This window comes from Saccharopolyspora sp. NPDC003752 (assembly GCF_053605825.1).
The window spans coordinates 1-21,493 of record NZ_JBSGJZ010000049.1 but is presented as its reverse complement, the minus strand read 5'-3'; the positions used below and the strand labels follow the sequence as shown (position 1 = coordinate 21,493).

Here is a 21,493-nt window from a genome sequence, read left to right as displayed (position 1 = left end):
TGCGGCGCGTCAGTCGCGGAGGGCTCCGGTGTCGATCACCAGGTCCCGGATTCGTTCCAGCGCTCCCTGGGTGACCGCGCGGTCGCCGAGTTCCGCGAAGCGAACGTCCGGGCAGACCGGCACGCGCCGGGCCAGCTCGGACCGGATGCCGACCAGGCCGGGCTCGCCGAGCTCGGTGGCCGCGCCGCCGACCAGCACCAGCGCCGGGTCCACGGCCAGCGACAGCGCCACCGCCAGGTGGGTCCACGCCGCGACCACTTCGTCCAGCCTGCCCCGGTCGGCTAGCGCCCGCACCGGTTCCGCGGTGCCGATCTCGTCGGCCAGCCCGCCCAGCCCGTAGCGCTGCTCCACTGTGGAGTCCCCGGCCTGCTCGCGCAGGGGCAGGAGGCCGATCTCGCCGCTGGCGCCGTGCGCGCCCGGCAGCACCCGCCCGCCGAACATGATGCTCGCCCCGATGAACCGTCCGATGTAGAGCAACACCACGTCGTCGGCGCCGCGGGCCGCGCCGTGCACGCGTTCGCCGGTGAGCATCAGGTTGACGTCGTTGTCCACCAGCACGCAGTCGCCGAACCGGCCCGCAAGCGCCTCGCCCAGCGCCTCCGGGCCGGTCCAGCCCAGGTCCGGCGCGGTGCCGACGACCCCGGTGCCCGGGGCCACCACGCCCGGCACCGCGACCGCCACGCCGCACACGTCGGAGGCTGCCAAACCGTTCGCGCGGCACAGCGCGACCAGCTCGCCGACCAGCCATGCCGGCGCCATGCGGTCGCCCTCGTAGGCGGCGTGCCGGTGCGCCACCACGGTGCCGGTGAGGTCGGCCAGCGCCAGCTCCGCCCGGCCGCGGGCGAGCCGGGCCAGCAGCACCCAGCGGCTTCGCGGCCGGATCGCCAGCAGCACCGGGCGGCGGCCACCGGTGGAGCCGGCCGCGCCGATCTCGTGCACCGCCTCGTCCGCCAGCAGGTCCCGGACCAGCCTGGTGATCACCGGCTGGCTGATCCCGGTCAGCTCAGCCAGGTCGGTGCGGGACAGCGGGCGCTCGCGCAGCTGCCGGAGCACCGCCGCTCGGCCGTCTCGCCGCCCGCGCGGGGTCTTGCCTGGTGAGGTCCGCCGATCCTCGGCGAGCGTTCTGGTCACGGGCCGCCTCGACTTTCTTTCTGTCGAAATGAAAGTCTAGCCCGCGGCACCGCCAGATCCAAGGCCGCGCAGCCCCGTGCGCACTTTCTGTTGCCATGGCGACACAAAGTGCGCACGGGCGTGGCGAGTGGTCCTGCCGGACGGGACCGGCAGGACCGCCGCATCAGCCCTCGACGGGCGCGGTGCGGGCGAGCGTGGCGCCACCCGACTCGTAGGACAACAGCACGCGATCAGCCGCGCCGACGGGCAGCCGCACCGTGGTCGCGCCCTTCGGCAGCTCGCGGCTCACCTGCCCGGTGGCCTGCTCGCCGTCCCAGCCGAACAGCCGGACCACGCCCACGACGTTCGCGGTGAGCTCGACGTCCACTGCCGTCGCGTCCACCCGGCGCACCGTGCGGATCTGCACCGCGTCCGCGGCCAGGCCCGGCGCCCCGGACAGCGGCACTCCGTCCGCACTGGACTGCAGGATGCTCAGCGGCGAATCCACGCTCCGGGCCGCGGTGTCCGGCAGCACCGGCTCCTTCGGCCGGGCGGCCGGCGGCTGGTAGCCGGGCAACTCGGCCAGGCCCCAGCGGTACGGGTCGCCGCGCACGCCCTTCCAGGTCGACCAGCCGACCCGGGTCTGCGTGGTCTTGTCCTGGGTGTCCGAGTCGTAGATCAGCACGTTCAGGCCCATGCGCGCCGGGTCGACGGCGTCCGGCAGCACCGAGAACGGGATCTTCGCCTCGACCGAGTAACCGCCGTAGGGCTCGGTGAGCTTCGACGCCACCTGCATGCCGGGCGCGGTCTCCTGGCCCGGGCCCTGGTGGTTGTCCGCGTCCCGCTCGAAGCACGGCGGGTTGCCGTGCTCGGGATCGTTGGTGATCGGGAAGATCCCGGACTTGAACGCGGTGGCGGTGTTCTCCGACCCGCCCGCCGGGTCGATGGTGATCTCCACCGAATCCGTGCGGCGGTGCCGCTTGCAGTCGTTCGGCTCGATGACGGTGCCGAGGACGTCGTCGGTCACGTGCACCAGCAAGTACAGCGCGTCGTCGGTGAAGGTCACCTTCGCCGTCCCGGAGATGTCGTCGGCCGGGGCCGGGGTTCCTTCCCACAGCGAGGACAGGTCCAGATCCGGGCCGGTGTACTCGCCCTCGCCCGCCACACCGTCGACGGCCGGGGCCGACTGCGCCTTCGGGATCGTGGTCACCGGGACCAGCTCCAGCGCCGCCGCCTCGGTTCCGGTCCCGCGCGTCGACGTGGTGTCGATGGTGATCGGGTAGTCGCCGTCGTTGGGAGCGCGGTTGGACGTCGGCAGGCCCGGGTCGGTGTTGGTCACCTCGAAGGTCACCGAACCGGCGGCGCCGGGTGCCAGGGCCGCGTACTCCTTCTCCGCGGCGTCCGCGCGGAAGCCGTCGGGCAGGTTCAGCCGCACCGTGCCACTTTCCGGGGTCTCGCCGTGGTTGACGAGGTCGACCCGCACCGAGCGGGACTGCCCGCTGCCCAGCGTCAGCACCGGCTTGTTCAGGCTGTCCAGCTGCGGCGCGCCGATGCTTCCGGCCCAGTCCCGGAACTGGCCGACCTGCGCCAGCGGCTCGATGGTGCCGCGCACCGCGGGCACGACCCGCACCACGCGCGAGGAAACCCCGCTGGCGCGGTCGGCGGTGTCCAGCCTCGCCGCCAGCCTGGAGCGCGTGTTCGGCGTGGCGTCCGCCGACGGCGTCACGGTGAAGCGGACCGCCTTCTCACCACCCGGCGGCACCGTGCCGAGCTCGCCCGAGCCGGCGACCTGCCATCCTTCCGGCACGTCCAGCCGCACCCGGCCCTGCGGGATGGTGCGGCCTGCGGCCTTGGCGCGGACCGTCACCTCGAACGGCGCGCCCGGCACGACGTCGAAGCGGTCGGCCTCGACCGCGAGCTCCGTGCCCGCCGGCAGCCCGCCCGAGCCGGGCAGCACGGCGCCGTCCAGCGCGGCAGCGACCCCGGCGGCGTCCGGGCCGTAGGGGGCGCGGCTGTCGATCTCGGTGAACCAGTCGCAGCCGATCTTCGCGGGGTCCGTCGGCGCGGGCGGGTTGCTCGCCCAGCCCTGGGTGCGGTACTCCCACTCCGCTTCGCGCTCCACTGTGGACCACGGCTTCCCGCCGTTGGCGGCGGACGGATGCCCCGCCCACACGCCGAGCACCCGGTCGGTGGGCTCGGCCGGGCGGTAGCCGGACGCCTCGCAGTCCGGCCCGGGGTCCGCGGTGCCCCGCGCGCCCGCCTGGAAGATCCGTCCCACCCGCCAGGGGTTCAGGTCCTCGCCCGAGATCTGCTCCGGGAACGCCGCCGGGTCGCCGGCTTTCAGGTACGCCTCGACGGCCAGCCGCGCCGCCTGCTGGTGGTTGCCGTGGTTCCCCGGCGTCGGCGACGGGTCCATGGTGACGATCACCTTGGGCTTGGTCGCGCGAACGACCCGCACGATCCGGGAGAGGGTGTCCTCGTGGTCCCAGACCTGCTCGGTCAGCGGCGCGCTGACCGTGTAGAAGAAGTCGAGCTTGTCCAGGTTGTAGACGTGTCCGACGCCGGCCTTGCCGACCGCGCGCCGCTCTTCACCCTCCCGGATCAGGCCCAGCGGCGGGCCTTCTTCGAAGCCGACGGCATTGCCCCCGCCCTCTCCCCGGGTCGTCGTGATGACACCGGCCTTGACCCCGTGCTGCTCGCTCCACTGGCCGAGCGTGGACAGCGTGCCTGCCTCGTCGTCGGGGTGCGCGCCGATGAACAGCACGTCGAGTTCCACCGGGTCGGCCGGGCGCGGCACGGCGTCCGCGACCGCTCCCGAACCGAAGGCGAACACCGCGACCGCGGCAGCGATCGCCGGATACTTCCGCATTCTTCCTCCACGAAAAGTGGGACGAGATAAAAAGGAACTCCCGCGCCGGAAAAGATCTCCCGCAACAGAAACTAAGTTCCCCGAAAATCCCCCGACCACGCGCTTTTCGGCCGGATTCGACCGCATCACCACATCCTCGGGACCGGGGGATCGAGGAATGCTAGGAAGAAGGAAAAGGGAAAGTCAACAGGCGCCCGGAAATCGCGGGCCGCTTCCTCTATCACGCCTGGAGGATCCCTCCCGGCGTGAGAGGACACTCGCAAGCGGCGATCCCGGCCGGGCCACCCCTGTGAATGTCCACGAGGGACACTCGGGTTCACCTGCCACGAGTGACCTGCATGAAGCGCACGATCCGCACCGATAGCACCACGATGCTTCCGGCGGCCGCAGTCGCGAGCAGCAGCATGAACGTCGGGTACAGGTACGGCACCTGGACCCAGGCGACGTCCCGGCCCCGGTAGAGCGCGCTGACCACCCGGTGGACGAACGCGAAGGCCAGCAGCGGAATCGCCAGCGGCAGCAGGCGGAATGCGGCGCGAACCGCGCTCGACCGTTTCGCCGCCCACCGCCGCGAACGCAGCACGCCGCGGGTCGCGAGCAGCACGGCACCCGCGGTCAGCACCAGGAACACGATGTCGGCCACCACGAGCGGATCGTTGTGCTCAGGCGCGGGGGTGCCCTCCACCAGGGCGATGAGTCTATCCGCGATCGCCTTGGCGTCGCCGTGGGCGAGCCCGGTGTTGGCCATGACCGCGATCCCGTACCCGGAAGCCGGCAGCAGCGCCTGGTAGGCGGTGGCGGTGAACAGGTCGCCGCTGTGCGCGACGACCGGCGCTCCGGAGCCGGTCGTGCCCACCGACCAGCCGAGGGCGTAGTCGCCGGAGACCTCCGACGACGGGGTGTGCGTGGCGGCGATGGCCGAGGCCGTGGCCACGGTCGCCCCGCCGGGCCCGCGGCCCCCGTTGTTCTGCGCGATCAGCCATGCGGCCATGTCGTGCGCGGAGCTGAGCACGCCGCCGGAACCGTTGCCGAAGGCGGGCGGTTCCGGCACCGCGATGGCCGAACCGAGCACCTTCAGATGACCGCGCCCGCTCGGCGGCAGCTCGTCGGCCGTGTCGATCGTGCGGCTGTCCGCCATGCCCAGCGGCGCGAAGACGTGCTCCTGGAGGTAGCCGTCGAAGGGCTGCCCGGCGACCACCTCGACCAGCCGGGCGGCGACCTGGAAGTTCGGGTTGTGGTACTCCCAGCGGGTTCCGGGCTCGGCGGTGAGCTCCGCCGAGTTCATCCCGGCCACCGCCGCGCGCAGCGAATCCGGTTGCGGCCGGCTGAAGGGCGGGTAGGTCGAGTCGGAGAGCCCGGAGGTCTGGTCCAGCAGTTGGCGCACGGTGATGCGGCCCGCGCGCGGGTCGGCCGTGGTGAACTCCGGCAGGTACTTGCGCACCGGCTCGTCGAGGTCCACCCGGCCCGCCTCCGCCAGCTGCACCACGGCCAGCGCGGTCATCGACTTGCTCACCGAGGCCACGGCCATCGCCGTGTGCTCCGTGACCGGCTCGCCCGCCGGGGTGCGGCCGTACCCGGCGGCTCGCACCACTTCGTCGCCGCGGGTGACGGCGACCGCCGCGCCAGGCAGGCCGCTGTCCCGGAGGTATTCCTCGACGACGGAGTCGATGTCGGCGGCGCCCGCTGGCGGCGCGAGCGCGGCGGCGACGGCGAACGCGCCGGATGCGATGAGTGCTTTGATGACCACGCCGAGCAGTGTCGGCCGCGGATCGTCGTGTCCACATCGGACCAGGGGCCGAACCGCGGGATCGGACCGTGGTCCGATGTGGGGGTGTTCTCCCGCGGATATGGTCGTCGCGTGATCGCTCCTGGGACCGCCGCATCGCGACGACTGGTCGCGCTCGACGCCGTGGTGGCGGCCGCGCTTGTGCTCGTGGCGGCGCTGCTCGCGCCCGGTGCCGCGCCCTTCGAATGGGCACTGGCGGTCGTGCTGTGCGCGCCGCTGGTGGTGCGCAGGCGCTGGCCGCGAGCGGTTCTCGGCGTCGTGCTCGTGGCCGGCATGACCGCGATCGCCACCGGGACCGCGAACGACGTCGGGGTCCTGGCGATCGCCTTCGGTCTCTACCCGGTCGGGCTGTCCAGCCCTGCACTCCCCTCCTGGGGGTTCCTGGCGGTTGCGCTGGCCGGGGTCGCCGTCGCCGGGCTGGCGGTGGTCCTGGTTCCGGGCCTGCCGCTCGCCGCGGTGCCGGAGAACGCGGAGTCCTTCGCGACCACTCCGGCGAGCGTGTTCGGTTACAGCGCGGTCGTTCTGACCGGCACCTGGGTTCTCGCGCGGACGGTGCGAGCGCGTTGCGGCCAAGCCGCCCAGCTCGCCGAGCTCCGCGCCCGGCAGGCGGCGGTCGAGGAAAGGCTGCGCATCGCCAGGGACGTGCACGACGTCGTCGGGCACAACCTCAGCCTGATCGCGATGAAAGCGGCGGTCGCCAACCACCTGGTGGACAGCCACCCCGACGAGGGCCGGGCCGCGCTCGCGACCATCGAGCGGGTCAGCCGCGGCGCGCTGGCCGACGTCCGCGCCGTCCTGGGCGCGCTGCGCGATCCGGCCGAGGCATCGCCGGATTCCGGATTCGACGGCCTGGTCGCCAATGTCCGGGCCGCCGGTGTCGCGGTCGAGTTCGACGAATCCGGCCTGGCGGACGTGCCGATGGCGGTGCGGGCGTCGGCGTACCGCATCGCGCAGGAAGCGCTCACGAACGTGCTCCGCCACGCCGGGGCGACCGGCTGCCGGCTCTGCCTCAGCACCGAAGCCGGTGTCCTGACCGTGTCCGTCGTCGACGACGGGAAGCCGCCCGAGCGGCCGGGGCCGCCCGGCCAGGGCCTGCTCGGGATGCGCGAACGAGTCGCGTTGCACGGCGGGACGATCGACATCGGCCCCGAGCCCGGCGGCGGGTTCGCGGTGCGTGCCCGGCTTCCGTTCGAGGCGGCCGATGGGTGAGCAGCTGCGCGTGCTCCTGGCCGACGACGAAGCGCTGTTCCGGAGCACCCTCCGCCTGCTGATCGACGCCACCCCGGGGATGGTCGTGGTGGGCGAGGCGGCCACCGGATCCGCCGCCGTGGAACTGGCGGCGGAGCGGGCGGCCGACGTCGTCGTGATGGACGTCCGGATGCCCGAGCTGGACGGGATCGACGCCACCGCGCGGATCACCGCGCTGCCGCAGGCGCCGAAAGTGCTGGTCCTCACCACGTTCGACCTCGACGACTACGTGTACCGGGCGCTGCACGCCGGCGCCGGCGGCTTCCTGCTCAAGGACATCCGGCCCAACCAGCTGCTCGACGCGATCCGGGTGATCGCCGCCGGCGAAGCGCTGCTCGCCCCGAGCGTCACCCGGCGGCTGATCGCCGAGTTCACCCGCGGTCCGGCACCGCGGGCCCGGCCCCGCCGCGAGCTCAGCGGGATCACGCAGCGGGAGCTGGAGGTGCTGGCGCTGATCACGCGCGGGCTGTCCAACACCGAGATCGAGCAGCACCTGCACCTCAGTCGCAGCACGGTCAAGACCCACATCGGACGGTTGATGACCAAGCTGGCCGCGCGGGACAGGGCCCAGCTGGTGATCGCCGGCTACGAGTCCGGCCTGCCCGACCGGCCTTGGAACGGCCGCAATTTCCATTGAAATCGAAGGTTCAATTGAGGTTTTTCCAACCTCGTTCTGCGTGGCGGTGCGGGTAGCGGAACCTCAGAGGCTCCCTGGACTGTGGGGGCCCCTCCTGATGTATGCCCAATACACGGCGGAGGGGCCGTCCTCGCCAGGAAGCCTCTGAGAACCCGCGGCGGTGCCGGCGTCGTAGGTGGGCTATGCGCCTTCGGCGCATGCGACAGCCCATCGACGTGCAGCTCTGCGACCCGCGGCTGCGGGCCGACCAGGATGAAAAAGGCTCATTTCAATGGAAATTGCGGATCAACCGGGGGACGGCCATCAGCGCCGACGCCGCCGCGGTGGCTGTGGCCAGCACGAACGCGGACCGGGCGGAGGCCAGGTCGAGCAGCGTCCCGGCCAGCGCCGAACCGATCGCGTTGCCGACCCCGAACGAGGTGATCATCCAGGCGTGCGCCTCCGTCAGCGTCCCGTCCGGCGCCATCCTGGCGATGAGCGCGAACGCCGACGCCAGCACTGCGGGCAGCGCGCATCCGCTGAGGAAGGCCAGCGGGAACATCAGCGCGATGCCGGGCGTGAGCACCAGCGGCAGGTAGCCCGCGGCGAGCAACGCCAGCAGCACGAGCAGCCGGCGGTCTTCGCGGTGCGCCGCGCGCACGGCCGTGTACCCGATCCCGCCCGCCAGCGCTCCCGCCGCGTTCAGCGCGATCAGCCAGCCCGCGTGGGCGGAACTTCCCCCAGCCTCGGCGTATCCGGTGATGCCGACGGTGAAAACGCCGATCGTGGCCCCCACGCAGACCAGCACCGCGAAGAGCCGGAGCACTCCCGCACCGCGCAGCGGCCCGGCCCAGTGGCGTTCCACCCGCGTGCCGCGCCACGCCCGGGCCGGGCGGGCGGTCGCGAACCAGACGGCACCGGAAAAGCCCAGCACCGCGGCGGAAACCAGACCCGCGGCGGGGCCCGCGGCGGCGATCGCGCCGAGCACCACCAGCGGGCCGGTGACGAAGATGAGCTCCTGGGTCGCCGCGTCCAGCGAGAACGCGGCCCGGACGTTCCGCTCGCCGGCCACCACGTGCTCCCACAGCACCCGCAGGCACGGTTCGAGCTGCGGCGTCGCCGCGCCGGCGATGACGGCCGCGATCGCGCCGATCGCCGGGCTGCGCACCGGATCCGCGAAGGCCAGCAGCAGGAGCGCGGCGGCCGACACCGACGCGCTCACCAACAGCGCCGGGGCCTGGCGCGTCCGGTCGATCAGCCGGCCCATCACCGGCCCGCACACCGCGGCGCTCGCCGCGTAGAGCGCGATCAGGAAGCCCGCCAAGCGGTAGTCGCCGCCGCCGTCGCGAACGGTGAGCAGGATCGCCAGCGGCGCCATGCCGGTCGGCAGCCGACCGATCAGCGAAGCCGACAGCAGGCGCGGAACATGACGAGAACGCAGCACCGCACCAACCGGAGTCCGCTCGCTGCTCAACGTCTTATCGGCGTTCACAGCGCACCACCGACCGGAGTCCCGGGCACACCGCACGGCGAGACCTCGACCGCCACGCCCCTGGAATCCGGCAGAGGTGCCCGCTTCAGCGACGCCCACCGTCCGGCCCTGCGGCCGCATCGGGCCGGTCCGGGCGAAGGCGGCGGAACCGCCCGGGAACGAATACGGTCACCGCGCTCGGCCAGGTAGCTCATTCGACCACGTCGTCCTGTTCTCCAGTCACGATCTTCTTGATGTTCTCGTAGCTCGTCGTGCCCGCGTCGAGATAGGCCGAGTGTCCATTGGTCGGCTGGTTCTTGCCCCGGGCGTCGGTGGACAGTTCCGTCGCGCCGTCGAGCTCCCCGGTGCGGAAGATGCTCCCCATGGCTTCGACGATGTCGTTGTTGAAGTCGGACTTGCCGTGCAGGGAGACGGTCGCGTCCGCGCTGAGGGTGTAGACCGAGCCGGCGGGCACCTTGAGCTCCGACACGTGGTCGACTACGTGCCCGGGGCCGCCGAACAGGACGGTGTGGTCCACGCCGGTCCCCTCGTTCTTCAGGGCCGCCTCCGTGGTCACCGCCCCGTAGGAGTGGCCGAGCGCGGTCAGGTGCGGGTCGTGGTCCCGGGAGGCGTTGATGCCTTGGAAGAAGCGGGCCAGGTCGGCGGCGCCCTCTTTCGCTTGGCCGTTGACGAGCGACTCCGGCATGTTCGGCGAGTCGTACCCGATCCAGGTCACGCCGGCCACCGACTTGCCCTCCTCGTGCAGCCGGGTCATCTCGTCCTGCTTGAGCTCCAGGGTGCCGCCGACCGTCGAGTTCATCCCGGGGACCTGCACCGCGACGTGATCGGCCGTGTCCACGTTTCCCGTGGCGACGGCGGCCTTCGGCCACTCCTCCGACATGTCCAGCAGCAGGAGCTGCCGGTCGCCCTGCGCGAGTTGCTTGTCGATCGCGTGGATCGCCGCCATCTTCTTCTCCGCGTCGGTGTAGACCCACGACGTGGAGAGCTCGTCGGTGAGGGTGCCGTCGAGTTCCTCCTGCACCGAGGCGCGGAGTGCTTTGAGCCTGGCCCGGTTCGCCTGGTCGCGGAACGCGGCGGGCACTCCGTCGAGGTTGCCGATCCAGGCCGGGTGGTTCTTGAGCACGGCCTTCTTGTCCGCCTCCGGCAGCGATTCCCACCACGCGGCGTTCGCGCCGGGCTTGCCGTTGGGCGGTGGCGTGATCGGCAGGTCGCCCGCCTTCGCTCCGGCCTCCGCGGCCTGCATCAGCGTGCCGGCGGGCTGCAACTCGTCGCCTCGGGCGATGCCGAGCACCTTCGCGAGCCCGGCATCGATGAGGCCACCGCGCCGCACCAGCTCCCGGACCCGTTCGACCAGTTCCAGCTGCACGGCCCGGCGTTCCGCCTTGACCGCGTCGAGTTCGCCGGCCGGCACGTTCCGCGGCGGATCGGTGTCTTCGACGGCCCCGCTGTCGGCGATGGTGAATCCGTTGGACCCGGCCAGGTTCTCCGCCTCCGCCAGGGATTTCCGCAGCGCCTCGACGGAATCCGCGGCGTCCGCGACCGCCGTCCGGACCGCAGCGACTTCGGCGGTCAGCCGCCGCGCCGAGGCGGCGATCCTGGCGTGGGCGGGAGCCGCCGCGGCCGCGGCCGCCCCTCGCCAGCTCGCCGGCGGCTTGCATCCGGTGACCTCGTCGTCGAGCGCGATCAACGCGTCGCGGTGCTTGAGCAGCGTCTGCACCGCTTCGTCCAGCGCGCCGGGTTCCCACTTCCGGATGGTTCCGATCGTGATGCTCATCGGAGACCTCCGAAGGCCGAAAGCCGGATCGCGGTGAACTCCTCGGCGACGCTGTTGTCGCCCGTCAGGTATTGGGCGGCGCACGCGTCCAGGTTCTGCCCGTAGTCGCCGACCGCCCGCGCCCACTGCTCGATCTCGGCATTCCAGTCCCCCGCCAGCGCCGCGGCCGCCGAGGACGCTGCTGCTCCGGGCAGTGCGCGAGCGATCTGCTCCGGGCCCGTCCGCAACGCGACTCCTCGCACCTGCTCCGCTGCCGAGTTCGCCTGCCCGGCCGCTTTCCACAGCTCGTCCGGGCGGATCGTGAACGACATCGCCTGCACCTCCGTCATTTTCGTGGTGGCCGTGCAGGTGGGACGGCGGTGCCGGGTGGTGCCGATCCGTCCGCGTGCGGCCATGTCCGCCGCCGGACAGGCACCGCCTCACAGCCGGTCGAGCTCGGAACCGTCGAGCCAGCCGAGCTTGGCCGCGCGGAAGGCGAGCTGGATGCGGCCGGACACCCCGGCGACCTCGTACAGGTCCGCGATCATCCGGCGCACCGTGCGGGTGGAAACGCTGAAGCGGCGCGCGACCGCCTCGTCCTTGCTGCCGTTGACGACCATCACCAGCAGCTGGTGCTGTGCGGTCGTCAGCGGCCCGATGGCGGGCTCGGGCCCGGCCTCGCCGAGCGGCGCGGCCGCCCGCCAGCACCGGCCGAACAGGTCGGCGGCGGCGGCCACCGCGCCGGGAGTCCGCACCAGCATGCTCCCGCGGTCGTGGTCGGCGATGTCGAGGGCGGTCACCACGTACTCGTGGTCGACGATGATCGTCCAGACCGGCAGCGTCGGGCTCATCCGGACCTCCACGCCGGCCTGCTGCATCCGCCGCGCGCCTTCGACCAGCGGCGTCAGGTAGTTGATGCTGTCCAGCATGATCACCCGCAGCCGGACGCCGCGTTCGGCCAGCGACACCGCCAGCTGCACGACCGGGCGGTAGTCCGTCGGATCCGGCACGCCGGGAGCCGGCCCGGATGCCGCCAGCACCAGCACATCCTCGCGCGCGGTCGCCGCGATGCGCTCCAGGCAGCTGAAGGCCGCTGCGGGCCCGCGGTTGAGCTCGACCTCGGGCGAGCCCACGGCGATTCCCTGCGGCTGCAGTGCCGAAAGTTCCTCCACCGTCGCCGCGGCCAGCTCGACGCGTTGCTGCTCGGCGCGCAGCGCCACCCGGGCGCGGGCGAGCAGCGGCCCGAAGGCGATGTTGGGGTGAACCGGGCGGATCGAGCCGGTGCCGTCGTCGTACTCCTCCACCAGCCCGCTCGCCCGGAGCTCGGCGAGCGCGGTTGCCACCTCGTCGGGCGCCAGGCCGAGCCGGGCCCCGGCAACTCCGGGCTCGGCAGCGGACCCGGTCAGCAGCAGCCGGTATACCTGCTCTCCCGGCTCGCTGATGCCCAGACCCTGCAGCATAAGAATCCCCAGCCGTCGCCCCGCCCCAGAACAAGATCGGGATCATACAAGGCAGGCCGAACCCCCTCGGGGACACCGCCGTTCACCCGTTCGCATGTACTATGTCACCTGTCATAAATTACCGAACGGAAGCTTCTTCGGCGTGCGGGAGGCGCTCGGCATGACCAACGGCCCATCCACCGCGGGCGCCGGGACGGTGGCCGCGTGAGCCCGCGCAGGAGCGACAGCCGCGAGCGGATGCTCACCAGCACCGAGGCGCTGCTGCGGGAGCACGGGGCCACCGCCACCACCATCGACCGGGTCCTCGCGCACAGCGGCGCCCCTCGCGGCTCGGTCTACCACCACTTCCCCGGCGGGCGGACGCAGCTCGTCGACGAAGCGGTGACGCTCGCCGGCGAGTCGATCACCGGCCTGATCGAGACCGCCGCGCAGGCCGACGATCCCGTGGTGGTGATCGACGCCTTCTTCGCGCTGTGGCGCGACCGGATCGTGGCCAGCGACTTCCGGGCCGGCTGCCCGATCGTGGCGGTGGCCGTGGAGACCAACGACGACGCGCCGCAGCTCGCGAGCTCGGCGGGCGCGGTCTTCACCCGCTGGCAGGAGGCGCTGACCGCCTTGTTCCGCCGGCACGGCCTGCCCGAAGAACGCGGGAAGCGGCTGGCCGCCTTCGTCATCGCCGCCGCCGAAGGCGCGGTGGTCATGTGCAAGGCGGAGAAGAGCGCCGCGCCGATGGAAGCGGCCGCGGTCGAGATCCACGAACTGCTGTCCCGCACCCTGCAGGAGACCACCGGCCGGTCCCGAGGAACGGCCTGATCATCAGCAACGGCAAGGAGCTTCCCGTGTCCACCGCAGACCTCGCCACCATGTCCGGCCTCGAACTGATGCGCTGGGTGCAGTCCGAGCGCACCGACGACATCCCGTCGATCGGCCGGCTGCTCGGCATGCGGTTCGACGAGGTGGAACACGGCCGGATCGTCATCTCGCTGGAAACCCGCCCGGACTTCGCCAACCCGCTGGGCACCGTGCACGGCGGCATCGCGGCGACCCTGCTCGACTCGGCGATGGCCTGCGCGGTGCACACCACGCTCCCGGCCGGCGTCGGCTACACCACCCTCGAACTCAAGGTGAACTACATCCGCGCCGCGCGCACCGACGGACGCACCCTCACCGCCGAGGGCAACGTCATCCACGCCGGCCGCAGCACGGCAACGGCCGAGGGAAAAGTGCTTGACGAGCACGGGAAGCTGATGGCGCACGCCACGACGACCTGCCTGATCCTCCAGCCCTCTGGCTGACCGCCCGGATCGCACGAGTCCGGTGTGGATTTCGCGACCGATCCCCGGACGGAAGGTGAACTGTTCGTGCTCGATTTCGCCGTCCGCGCAGGACGATCCTGACGCTCCGCCACCGGGGTCCGAAGAGGACTCCGAGAAATCCGCCGCCAGCGCGGCGAGTGGCCACCGGTTCCGTGTGTGGGTATTTCTGCCCACACCGCAAGGATTCCGTGCGGCCGAATGGTCCAGATCACCACTGCCGAGCGCGACCGAGCGTCGGAATCGTCGGTGGCAGGTGGTATATCTGAACCGGGCGAGGCCGCCGGGGCTGCGAAGCGGCCCAGCGCATCGGCTTTCCCTCCCGCCAACGGAGACCCGGCCGCGGTCGGGCTTCCGCACTCGCTCCGATCGCAACCTCCGGCACGGTCCCGCCGCCACCACGCGGCCCGAACCCGCGCCCCACCAGCGGGCGCACCGCGAAAGGAAGTTCCGCCATGCCCACCACCGCACCCGAGCCCGGGAACCCGGCGGAGCAGGTATCCGCGCGCCCGTTCCAGGTGGACCTGCGCGGCGTGGTGGACCTGCTCAGCAGGCACATCTACACCAGCCCGCAGGTGTTCCTGCGGGAGCTGCTGCAGAACGGGCGCGACGCGATCGAGGCCCGCCGGCGGCTGGACCCGGCGGCCCCCGAGGGGCGGATGCGGATCACGCCCGCCGCCGCGGGCCGGCCCGACTTCACCTTCACCGACAACGGGATCGGGCTGACCGCGGCCGAGGCCACCGACCTGCTCGCCACCGTGGGCCGCTCCTCGAAGCGCGACGAGGTGCTGAACCTGCGCCGGGAGGACTACCTCGGCCAGTTCGGCATCGGCCTGCTCTCCTGCTTCATGGTGTCCGACCACATCACCGTGCTCAGCCGGTCCGCGCGCGGCGGCCGCGCCATCGAATGGGTCGGGCGCGCGGAGGGCACCTTCCACGTCCGCGAGCTGCCCGAGGACCAGACCGACGCGCTGCCGGTCGGCACCACGGTGCGCCTTACCCCGCGCCCGGACGAGGCCGAGATGCTCGCCGCGGCCCGGGTTCGCGCCCTGGCCACCAGGTTCGGCCAGTACCTGCCGCACCCGGTGGAGGTCGCCGCGCCGGACGGCACCCGGGACACCATCACCCGCGCGCCGGTGTTCCTGGACCCGCACGCCCACCCCGAGCAGGTGCTGGAGCTCGGCACCGAGATCGTCGGCGCGAAGCCGCTCGCCGCGTTCCCCGTCGAGGCGCCCGGCACGGGTACCCGGGGCGTGGCGTTCGTGCTGCCGTACGCGCCGCCGCCCGGCGGGAACCAGGCGAACCGCGTGTACCTGGGCCGGATGCTGCTGAGCGAGCGGGTGGACGACCTGCTGCCCGACTGGGGTTTCTTCGTGCGGTGCGTGCTGGACACGACCGACCTGAAGCCGACGGCGTCCCGGGAATCGTTCGTGGGCGGCGACGACCTGGAGCACACCCGCACGGAACTGGGCGCCCAGCTGCGCCGGTGGCTGCTCGGCACGGCCCGCACCGACCCGCACCTGTTCGGCCAGGTGATGGGCGTGCACCAGCAGGGCATGAAGGCGCTGGCCGTGCACGACGCCGAACTGGCCCGGATCCTGTTCTCCTGGCTCACGGTCGAGACCAGCGCGGGCACCATGAAGGTCACCGACTACGCCGCCCTCAACCCCCGGGTGCGCTACACCGAGACCGTCGACGAGTTCCGCCAGATCGCGGCCGTGATCCCGGCGGACGCGCCCATCGTGAACGCCGGGTACGCCTTCGACGCCGACCTGCTGCGGCAGCTGGTGGAGCTCACCCCGGGCCTGGCGCTGGAGCGGGTCAGCGTCACCGCCGAGCTGGACAACCTCAACCCGCCGCCGCTGGCGGACCGGGAATCCGTTGTCGCGCTGGAGGATCGCGCCACCGCGGTGCTCGCGGACTCCGGCGCGGAGGCGGCGGTGCGCATGTTCGCGCCGGTGGACCTGCCCGCGCTGTACGTGGCGGATCCGGAGGTGCTGCGGCACATCGAGCGCTCCAAGGCCACCGACGTCGCCCCCACCCTGTGGGCCGGTCTGGTCTCCGACGCGGACGCGTTCATGGCCAAGCACGCGGCGGTGCGGGGCGCGGACGCGACGGCCCGGCTGTGCCTGAACTGGTCCAACCCGCTGGTCCGGCAGCTCGCGGACGTCCGCGACGAGGCGGTGTTCTCCCGCTCGGTGCAACTGGTCTACCTGCAGGCGATGCTCGCCGGCCACCGCCCGCTGTCCGCCCGCGATCGCCGTCTGCTCACGACGACGATGACCGATCTCGTCCACCTGTCCATCGGATTCGAAAGCGACCTGGCATGAGTAGCCCTGTGTCAACCTCAGTCCTCCTCAACCGCACCTCAGGGGACCGTGACGCGAACCAACCACGAGAAACCACGCAACGGGAGATCGGGCTGAACGCAACCACCACTGTGAATCGCGGAGAGGCGGACCAGTCATGAGCGACGCCGCCAAGACCATCACCGACCTGCTCGACGAGGCCGACCGGACGCCGTACGGCGCGCCGGAGCGCGCGCTGCTCGACCAGGCCATCGCGCTGTCCGAGGAGGCCGGGCACGAGGAACTCGCCTACGCGGCGCGGATGCGCCTGGTGACCTCGGCGAAGATGACCGGCGACACCGACGGCATGCTCGCCGCCTTCGCCTGGTGCCTGGGCAAGTTCGACTCGGACCCGGTCCGGTTCCCCTCGGAGCTCACCGGCGCCGCCGATTCCTGGGACCTGCTCTGGTACTTCAAGTGGATGGCCTCCACGGTGACCGGCAGCCTGCAGTTCTCCTCGGCGCAGCTGGAGGCCGTGCTCGCCGACATGGACCGCCGCTACACCGAGGCCGGCGTCGGCCGCTCCGGCGTGGTGCAGTCGCTGTTCTCCTCGTCCGTGGAGACGGGGCGGCTGGAGGACGCCGAGCGGTTCCGCCTGGAACTGGAAGCCCTGCCCAGGGACGAATACTCGCACTGCGAGGCCTGCGCGCGCAGCGAGTTCGCGGACTACCAGCAGACCATCGGCGACGACGCGGCCGCCGTGGCGCTGTTCGACGAGATCCAGGAGCAGCAGCTCAGCTGCGGCGAGGAGCCGGAGGGCAACGAGGCCGATTCGCTGCTGCCGCTGCTGAGGCTCGGGCGCGGCGAGGACGCCGCCGCCGCGCACATGCGCGGCTACCGGGCCGCGCGCGGCAACCCGGACAACATCGCGATGATCGCCCGGCACTGGGTCTTCTGCGCGGTCACGGGCAACGAGGCACGCGGATTGGCGCTGCTGGAGCGGCACATCCGCGACCTGGTGGTGGACCCGATGAACGACCGGCAGAAGTTCGCCGGGTCGTGCGCCGCGGCCGTGCTGCTGGACGCGGTCACCCGGGCCGGCCAGGGTTCGACGCCGGTGCGGCACTCCGACGACCCGGCGCTGGCGCCGCTGCTGGGCGACCACGCCGGCCCGTGGACGGCGGCGGACCTGGCCGCGACGTTCTGGGCGGCGGCCGACCGGCTGGCGGCGGCGTTCGACGTCCGCAACGGCAACGACTTCCACACCCGGCAGGTGGCCTGGTCCCGGGCGCTCGCCGACGAGCGCTACGACGTGCCGCTGGAGTCGAGCACCTACACGCCGGTCGTGGCGGCCGAGGTCACCACGACCGAGCCGGCCACGGCCGAGGACTGGCTGCGGCGGGCCGGTGAGCGCGCCGCGACCGGAGATCACGACGGGGTCATGGACGCCGTCGAGCGCGCTCTCACCGCAGGTGGGCGGGCGATCGCCGCCGACGCCTACCGCGTCGCGGTGCAGGCCCTGGTGGCGAGGGATCGGCACGAGCAGGCCGCGAACGCGCTCGCCGACCGCGGAAAGGCGCTGCGCGAGCTCGGCCGGGACGACTACGCCGACGTCGAGGACCAGATCGGCCTCGCCCTGTACGGCACCGCGACAGCGGCCGACCTGCCGGCGTTCGACGCCGCGATCGAGGACGCCCGCGCCCGCGCCGGCCGCGACGTCCTGGCCGATCTGCTCGCGACGCGGGCGGACGTGCTCGGCACCGAAGATCGGGTCGACGAAGCACTGCGCGACGCGCAGGAAGCGGCGGCCCTGCTCGTGCCGGTGGCGGAGCCGACCATCGCAGAGCGGCAGCTGCGCAACCACGCCGTGCTGCACCGCTCATTCCTGCTGATGATGTCGCAGCGGTTCGAGGAGGCCGTCGGCTCCATCGACGACCTGCTCCAGGATGCCGGGATCGGCAGGCAGACCCGCCAGGTCGGGCTGCGGATGAAGGCGCAGGCGCTGGCCACCCGGGGCCTGCTCGACGAGGCCCTGCAGGCGGCCGAGGAGGCGCTGTCCCTGCAGGTGGCCATCGGCGGTGCCCGGCTGGTGCTCAACGCCGCCGGCCTGAGCGCGCAACTGCTTTCGGACCTGGGCCGTGACGCCGAGGCCGCGGCCCGCATGCGGTTCGCGCTGCGGCAGGCCGAATCCGCCGGGATCACCGGCGCCTTCGCCGAGAAGTTCCGGCTCGGGCAGTACCTGACCTGGTCGGACCAGGCCGACGAGGCGATCGAGGTGATCGACGAGGTCTACCGCGGCGAGTCCGAGTCCGGGGCGCCGCCGGTCGCCCTCGGCGAGACCATGCTGGGCCTGGGCGTCGCGGCCCTGCGCGGCGACCAGCCGGGCGTCGCCTACGGCGCGTTCCAGCGGGGGCTCGGGCACGCCGTCGAGGCCGAACACCTGCCGCTGCAGGTGGGCCTGGCGACGCAGCTGGCGCGGATGCTGGTGCAGTTCCGCGACGACGAGGCCATCGAGGTGATCGACGCCGTGCTGGAGCGGGCGCGCGCAGCCGGGGACGTTCAGTCGGCGCTGCGGATGCTCAACGAGCGCGGGCTGGCCAAGGCGAACCTGGGCGACGAGTCGGCCATCGCGGACTTCGACGCGGTGATCGCCGAGGCGAACGCCGCGGGCGAGGCGTGGCTCGCGGCCGACGCCACCGACTCCAAGGCGCGCGAGCTCGCCGGTGCGGAGCGCCACGACGAGGCGGTCCAGTGCGCCCTGGCGGCGGCGGACGGGTACGCCGCGAGCGGCGACGCGAACGCGGGCGCGAACAGCGAGTTCCTGGCCGCTCAGATCCTGCGCGGCCAGGGTCGCGCGGACGAGTCGCTCGCCTGCTACACCTCGGCCATCGAGCGGGCCGAGGCACCCGCCCTGGTCGAGCGCCTGACCGAACAGCGGGCGGAATACCTCGCGGAACTGGGGCGGAGCGAGTGATCCACCGGTGCCGGGGCGGGCGGCCGTCCCGGCACCACCTCTGTCCACATAGAACGGTCGGAGGCCGGAACCGTCCTGCGCCCACAGGAATGCGCCGACCGGCGAGATCCGCGACGGCAAGAGCGTGCTCGACCTGGCGGTGCGCATCACCCGCCCCGACGGCGGCACCTTCGACATCCGGCAGGACCGGCCGGTGCTCCCGAAGGTGGTCGACCAGATGCAGCCGGGCAAGATCCTGCAGGTGCGCTTCCTGCCCTCGGACGAAACAGATTTCGTGATCATCAGTGCCCTCAACCCACCGCCACGGACCGGTTGCGGCCTGCTATCGGGTGCCCTAACTTGGGAACACACCGATTGCAGACTGCAATCAGACCGTGGAGGCGACGAATGGGCGACATCGAACCGCAGGTCGCGGGCGGAAAGGTGCTCTGGCACTTCACGATGTCGCTGGACGGCTTCGTGGCGGGACCGGACCACGGGATGGACTGGATGGCCGGCGTATCGTCCCGCGATGGCCTGGCCGGCGAGTACGCCACGACCACCGGCGCCGTGCTGGGCGGCCGGGACGGCTGGGACCGCTACCCGGACCCTGGCGGCATCTACGGCGGCGCCTGGAGCGGACCGGTCTTCGTGCTCACCCACCACCCCGAGGACGCCACGCCCACCGACGGGGTCACGTTCCTGAACTGCGGTCCGGCCGAGGCGGTGCGGATCGGCCTGGAGGCGGCCGGCGGCAAGAACCTCGAGATCTTCTCGGCCGACATCGGCCGCCAGCTCCTCGAACTGGGGCTGATCGACGAGATCGACCTGCACATCGCGCCGGTCCTGCTCGGCGACGGCATCCGGCTGTACGACAACCCGGGCGGCGCGCCGATCCGGCTCCACCGCGTCGGCGCGAGCGACCCGGCATCGGCCATCGACGTGCGGTACCGCCCCACCGCTGCGGCGGAGCAAGGCTCGCCCGGCACCTGACAGGCGGGCAATTTCGCGCGAAATGGGTTAGGGCGTAGAGGGTGATCAAACGTCGGGAACCCGCACATGCGTCCAAAAAATTGCCGTCACCTGCACGAGTTCGTGACTTGCTGTGACCGGGCTGCCTTGTGGCGGTGGTCATGGTGAGTGTGGATGGTTGTGGCTGGGGTTGGCGGTGTCGTCGGTTCGTTGGTGTTTCGGTTCGCTGCTGCCGCGTGGCGGCGTGGTCACGATGTGTCACGGTGGCTGGGAAAGGTTGCGGCTGCGGTTCGTTGGGCGGGGGTTTGCTGCTGCTGGTGGCTGTGCTACTGGTCTGTCGTGTGGCCGCCGTTGCGCCCCTTGCGGCTGGTCTGCCCCGGTTCCGTGTCGTCTCGGTGTGCTGCCACCAGGCGGCGATTGGATTTCTGCTGGGCTGCCACTGTGGCTGTCGCAATGATCGCTATCATCCGAGGGTTAGCAGACTAGCGTAGAAGGTGGGCATGTCGGTTGACGACATCGCACGAAACCTAGACCTCGCTGTAGAGCGCCTTTCTGTTGTCCAGTTGAATCAGGCTGCATCCCTCATTGACGAAGCGACGAGCGTCTTATACTCGGCCGTATCTGAAAGCAACGATCCCGAAATCGCGGAAGTCCTGGAAACCTGGCAGCAGGCTTCGATCGAAATTGGGAACGCCCTTCGCTTATGTGTAGACGTACAGAAACGCATCGAGAAATACAAGGCCGAAATCCTAGGGGTACCAGACGCAACAAGTTCCACTAACTCTACAAAATCAACGAAGGTGACTAGCGGGCGGCGAAATCGTGCGATCATTGATCGGGGTAAATTCAAATACTTCTTCGGCAAGGTGAGATCCAATAAGCACAACACAAACCGGTCGAAGCAGCTGATCAACGAACTGAACCGTATTCGAATATTCGACACGCCAGACGGCCATGCTGCACTGAAGCGGCACTTGGAGCAAGTAGTAAGATCAGATGAGAACATTGTCCGGACCTTTACAGACGAATATGGCACGTATCAGATCCGAGACTCGCTCTTTGCTGGCCCTGGCGGGTTCCTTCAGCTAGAAACTGCGTGGCAGGTTACTCCGCAAGGATTGCGGCTCACTACGATCATCCCCAGGAGGGGCAAAAAATGACCGACGTGCTCAACGTCCCTGGCGAACAAGAATTTCTGAACGAATTCGGTGAATCTCCGCAGCCTTTGGAAGAGCCTTGGATTCGTTCGATTACGATCACAGCAGAAAATGGCGATCTAGCGCTGAGCTATGACACGCATGAGAAGTCGATCCGGTTCGAATGGAGCCAGGGTAACGACGTGCTGTGGGAATTTTTCAGAGAAACGGCCACTTCGCTTTCGATCAGGTCTGAGCGTGGCGAGACACATTTTATTGTCGAGTTTGATTCCGTCGAACTTTCTGGTGAGCTTGACGTCAGGGTGTTTCCTGCGGTTGCGGTCAAGGATTCCTTGATGCGTGGCTAGGCATTCGTCGGCTGTTGCCACCGCTTCAACGCTTGGGACTTGGCGATCGCGTCGACGATCTGGGCCGCGGTGCAACCGGCGCCGATGACGGCGACCCGCTTGCCGGTGAGGTCGAGGCCCGGGTGCCAC

The 21,493-nt window shown here is 71.2% G+C and carries 16 protein-coding genes; 9 read left to right on the top strand and 7 right to left on the bottom strand.

Going from position 1 to position 21,493, the window contains the following annotated elements; all coding sequences use genetic code 11:
* Positions 1-9: 9 nt before the first annotated feature.
* The 3 genes from ACWEV3_RS37720 to ACWEV3_RS37710 all read right to left on the bottom strand — a co-directional run bounded on the left by ACWEV3_RS37720 (position 10) and on the right by ACWEV3_RS37710 (position 5,726).
* Positions 10-1,131 (bottom strand): ROK family transcriptional regulator, encoded by a 1,122-nt coding sequence (locus tag ACWEV3_RS37720; RefSeq protein ID WP_452618491.1) that lies wholly within the window; start codon positions 1,129-1,131, stop codon positions 10-12.
* A 163-nt stretch (positions 1,132-1,294) separates the two neighbouring features.
* Entirely contained in the window at positions 1,295-3,979 is a 2,685-nt protein-coding gene (locus ACWEV3_RS37715) for a sugar-binding protein (protein ID WP_452618490.1), read from the bottom strand.
* Between the two features lie 316 nt (positions 3,980-4,295).
* A complete protein-coding gene (locus ACWEV3_RS37710) occupies positions 4,296-5,726 on the bottom strand; it encodes a serine hydrolase domain-containing protein (RefSeq protein ID WP_452618489.1) in 1,431 nt (476 codons plus the stop codon).
* Positions 5,727-5,837: 111 nt separating this feature from the next.
* On the opposite strand from ACWEV3_RS37710, the gene ACWEV3_RS37705 reads away from it, so the two are divergent.
* Complete coding sequence (locus tag ACWEV3_RS37705; protein WP_452618488.1) at positions 5,838-6,974, top strand: sensor histidine kinase; 1,137 nt, start codon at positions 5,838-5,840, stop codon at positions 6,972-6,974.
* A complete protein-coding gene (locus ACWEV3_RS37700) occupies positions 6,967-7,650 on the top strand; it encodes a response regulator (protein ID WP_452618487.1) in 684 nt (227 codons plus the stop codon). Before ACWEV3_RS37705 ends, ACWEV3_RS37700 begins: the two co-directional genes overlap by 8 nt.
* Positions 7,651-7,918: 268 nt before the next feature.
* On the opposite strand, the gene ACWEV3_RS37695 is transcribed toward ACWEV3_RS37700, so the two are convergent.
* The 4 genes from ACWEV3_RS37695 to ACWEV3_RS37680 all read right to left on the bottom strand — a co-directional run bounded on the left by ACWEV3_RS37695 (position 7,919) and on the right by ACWEV3_RS37680 (position 12,334).
* On the bottom strand, positions 7,919-9,121 hold the full coding sequence (locus ACWEV3_RS37695; protein ID WP_452618486.1) for an MFS transporter: 1,203 nt from the start codon (positions 9,119-9,121) through the stop codon (positions 7,919-7,921).
* A gap of 190 nt (positions 9,122-9,311) precedes the next feature.
* Positions 9,312-10,895: an alpha/beta hydrolase gene (locus ACWEV3_RS37690; protein ID WP_452618485.1), complete on the bottom strand. Its 1,584-nt coding sequence runs from the start codon at positions 10,893-10,895 to the stop codon at positions 9,312-9,314.
* Positions 10,892-11,206, bottom strand: coding sequence for a hypothetical protein (locus ACWEV3_RS37685; protein WP_452618484.1), 315 nt, complete (start codon positions 11,204-11,206; stop codon positions 10,892-10,894). Before ACWEV3_RS37685 ends, ACWEV3_RS37690 begins: the two co-directional genes overlap by 4 nt.
* A gap of 108 nt (positions 11,207-11,314) precedes the next feature.
* Positions 11,315-12,334 carry a DNA-binding response regulator gene (locus ACWEV3_RS37680; RefSeq protein ID WP_452618483.1) on the bottom strand — a complete coding sequence of 340 codons (1,020 nt, stop codon included), beginning with the start codon at positions 12,332-12,334 and terminating at the stop codon, positions 11,315-11,317.
* Positions 12,335-12,538: 204 nt separating this feature from the next.
* Between ACWEV3_RS37680 and ACWEV3_RS37675 the strand changes: the two genes are divergently transcribed.
* The 7 genes from ACWEV3_RS37675 (at position 12,539) to ACWEV3_RS37645 (ending at position 21,364) form a co-directional block, all read left to right on the top strand.
* Complete coding sequence (locus tag ACWEV3_RS37675; RefSeq protein ID WP_452618482.1) at positions 12,539-13,147, top strand: TetR/AcrR family transcriptional regulator; 609 nt, start codon at positions 12,539-12,541, stop codon at positions 13,145-13,147.
* Between the two features lie 26 nt (positions 13,148-13,173).
* A complete protein-coding gene (locus ACWEV3_RS37670) occupies positions 13,174-13,629 on the top strand; it encodes a PaaI family thioesterase (RefSeq protein ID WP_452618481.1) in 456 nt (151 codons plus the stop codon).
* Between the two features lie 473 nt (positions 13,630-14,102).
* A complete protein-coding gene (locus tag ACWEV3_RS37665) occupies positions 14,103-15,977 on the top strand; it encodes an HSP90 family protein (protein ID WP_452618480.1) in 1,875 nt (624 codons plus the stop codon).
* A gap of 136 nt (positions 15,978-16,113) precedes the next feature.
* Positions 16,114-18,909 carry a hypothetical protein gene (locus ACWEV3_RS37660; RefSeq protein ID WP_452618479.1) on the top strand — a complete coding sequence of 932 codons (2,796 nt, stop codon included), beginning with the start codon at positions 16,114-16,116 and terminating at the stop codon, positions 18,907-18,909.
* Between the two features lie 387 nt (positions 18,910-19,296).
* On the top strand, positions 19,297-19,881 hold the full coding sequence (locus tag ACWEV3_RS37655; protein ID WP_452618478.1) for a dihydrofolate reductase family protein: 585 nt from the start codon (positions 19,297-19,299) through the stop codon (positions 19,879-19,881).
* A 479-nt stretch (positions 19,882-20,360) separates the two neighbouring features.
* Positions 20,361-21,020 carry a hypothetical protein gene (locus tag ACWEV3_RS37650; RefSeq protein ID WP_452618477.1) on the top strand — a complete coding sequence of 220 codons (660 nt, stop codon included), beginning with the start codon at positions 20,361-20,363 and terminating at the stop codon, positions 21,018-21,020.
* A complete protein-coding gene (locus ACWEV3_RS37645; RefSeq protein WP_452618476.1) occupies positions 21,017-21,364 on the top strand; it encodes a hypothetical protein in 348 nt (115 codons plus the stop codon). The genes ACWEV3_RS37650 and ACWEV3_RS37645 overlap by 4 nt, the downstream gene beginning before the upstream one ends.
* The last annotated feature ends 129 nt before the right edge of the window (positions 21,365-21,493 follow it).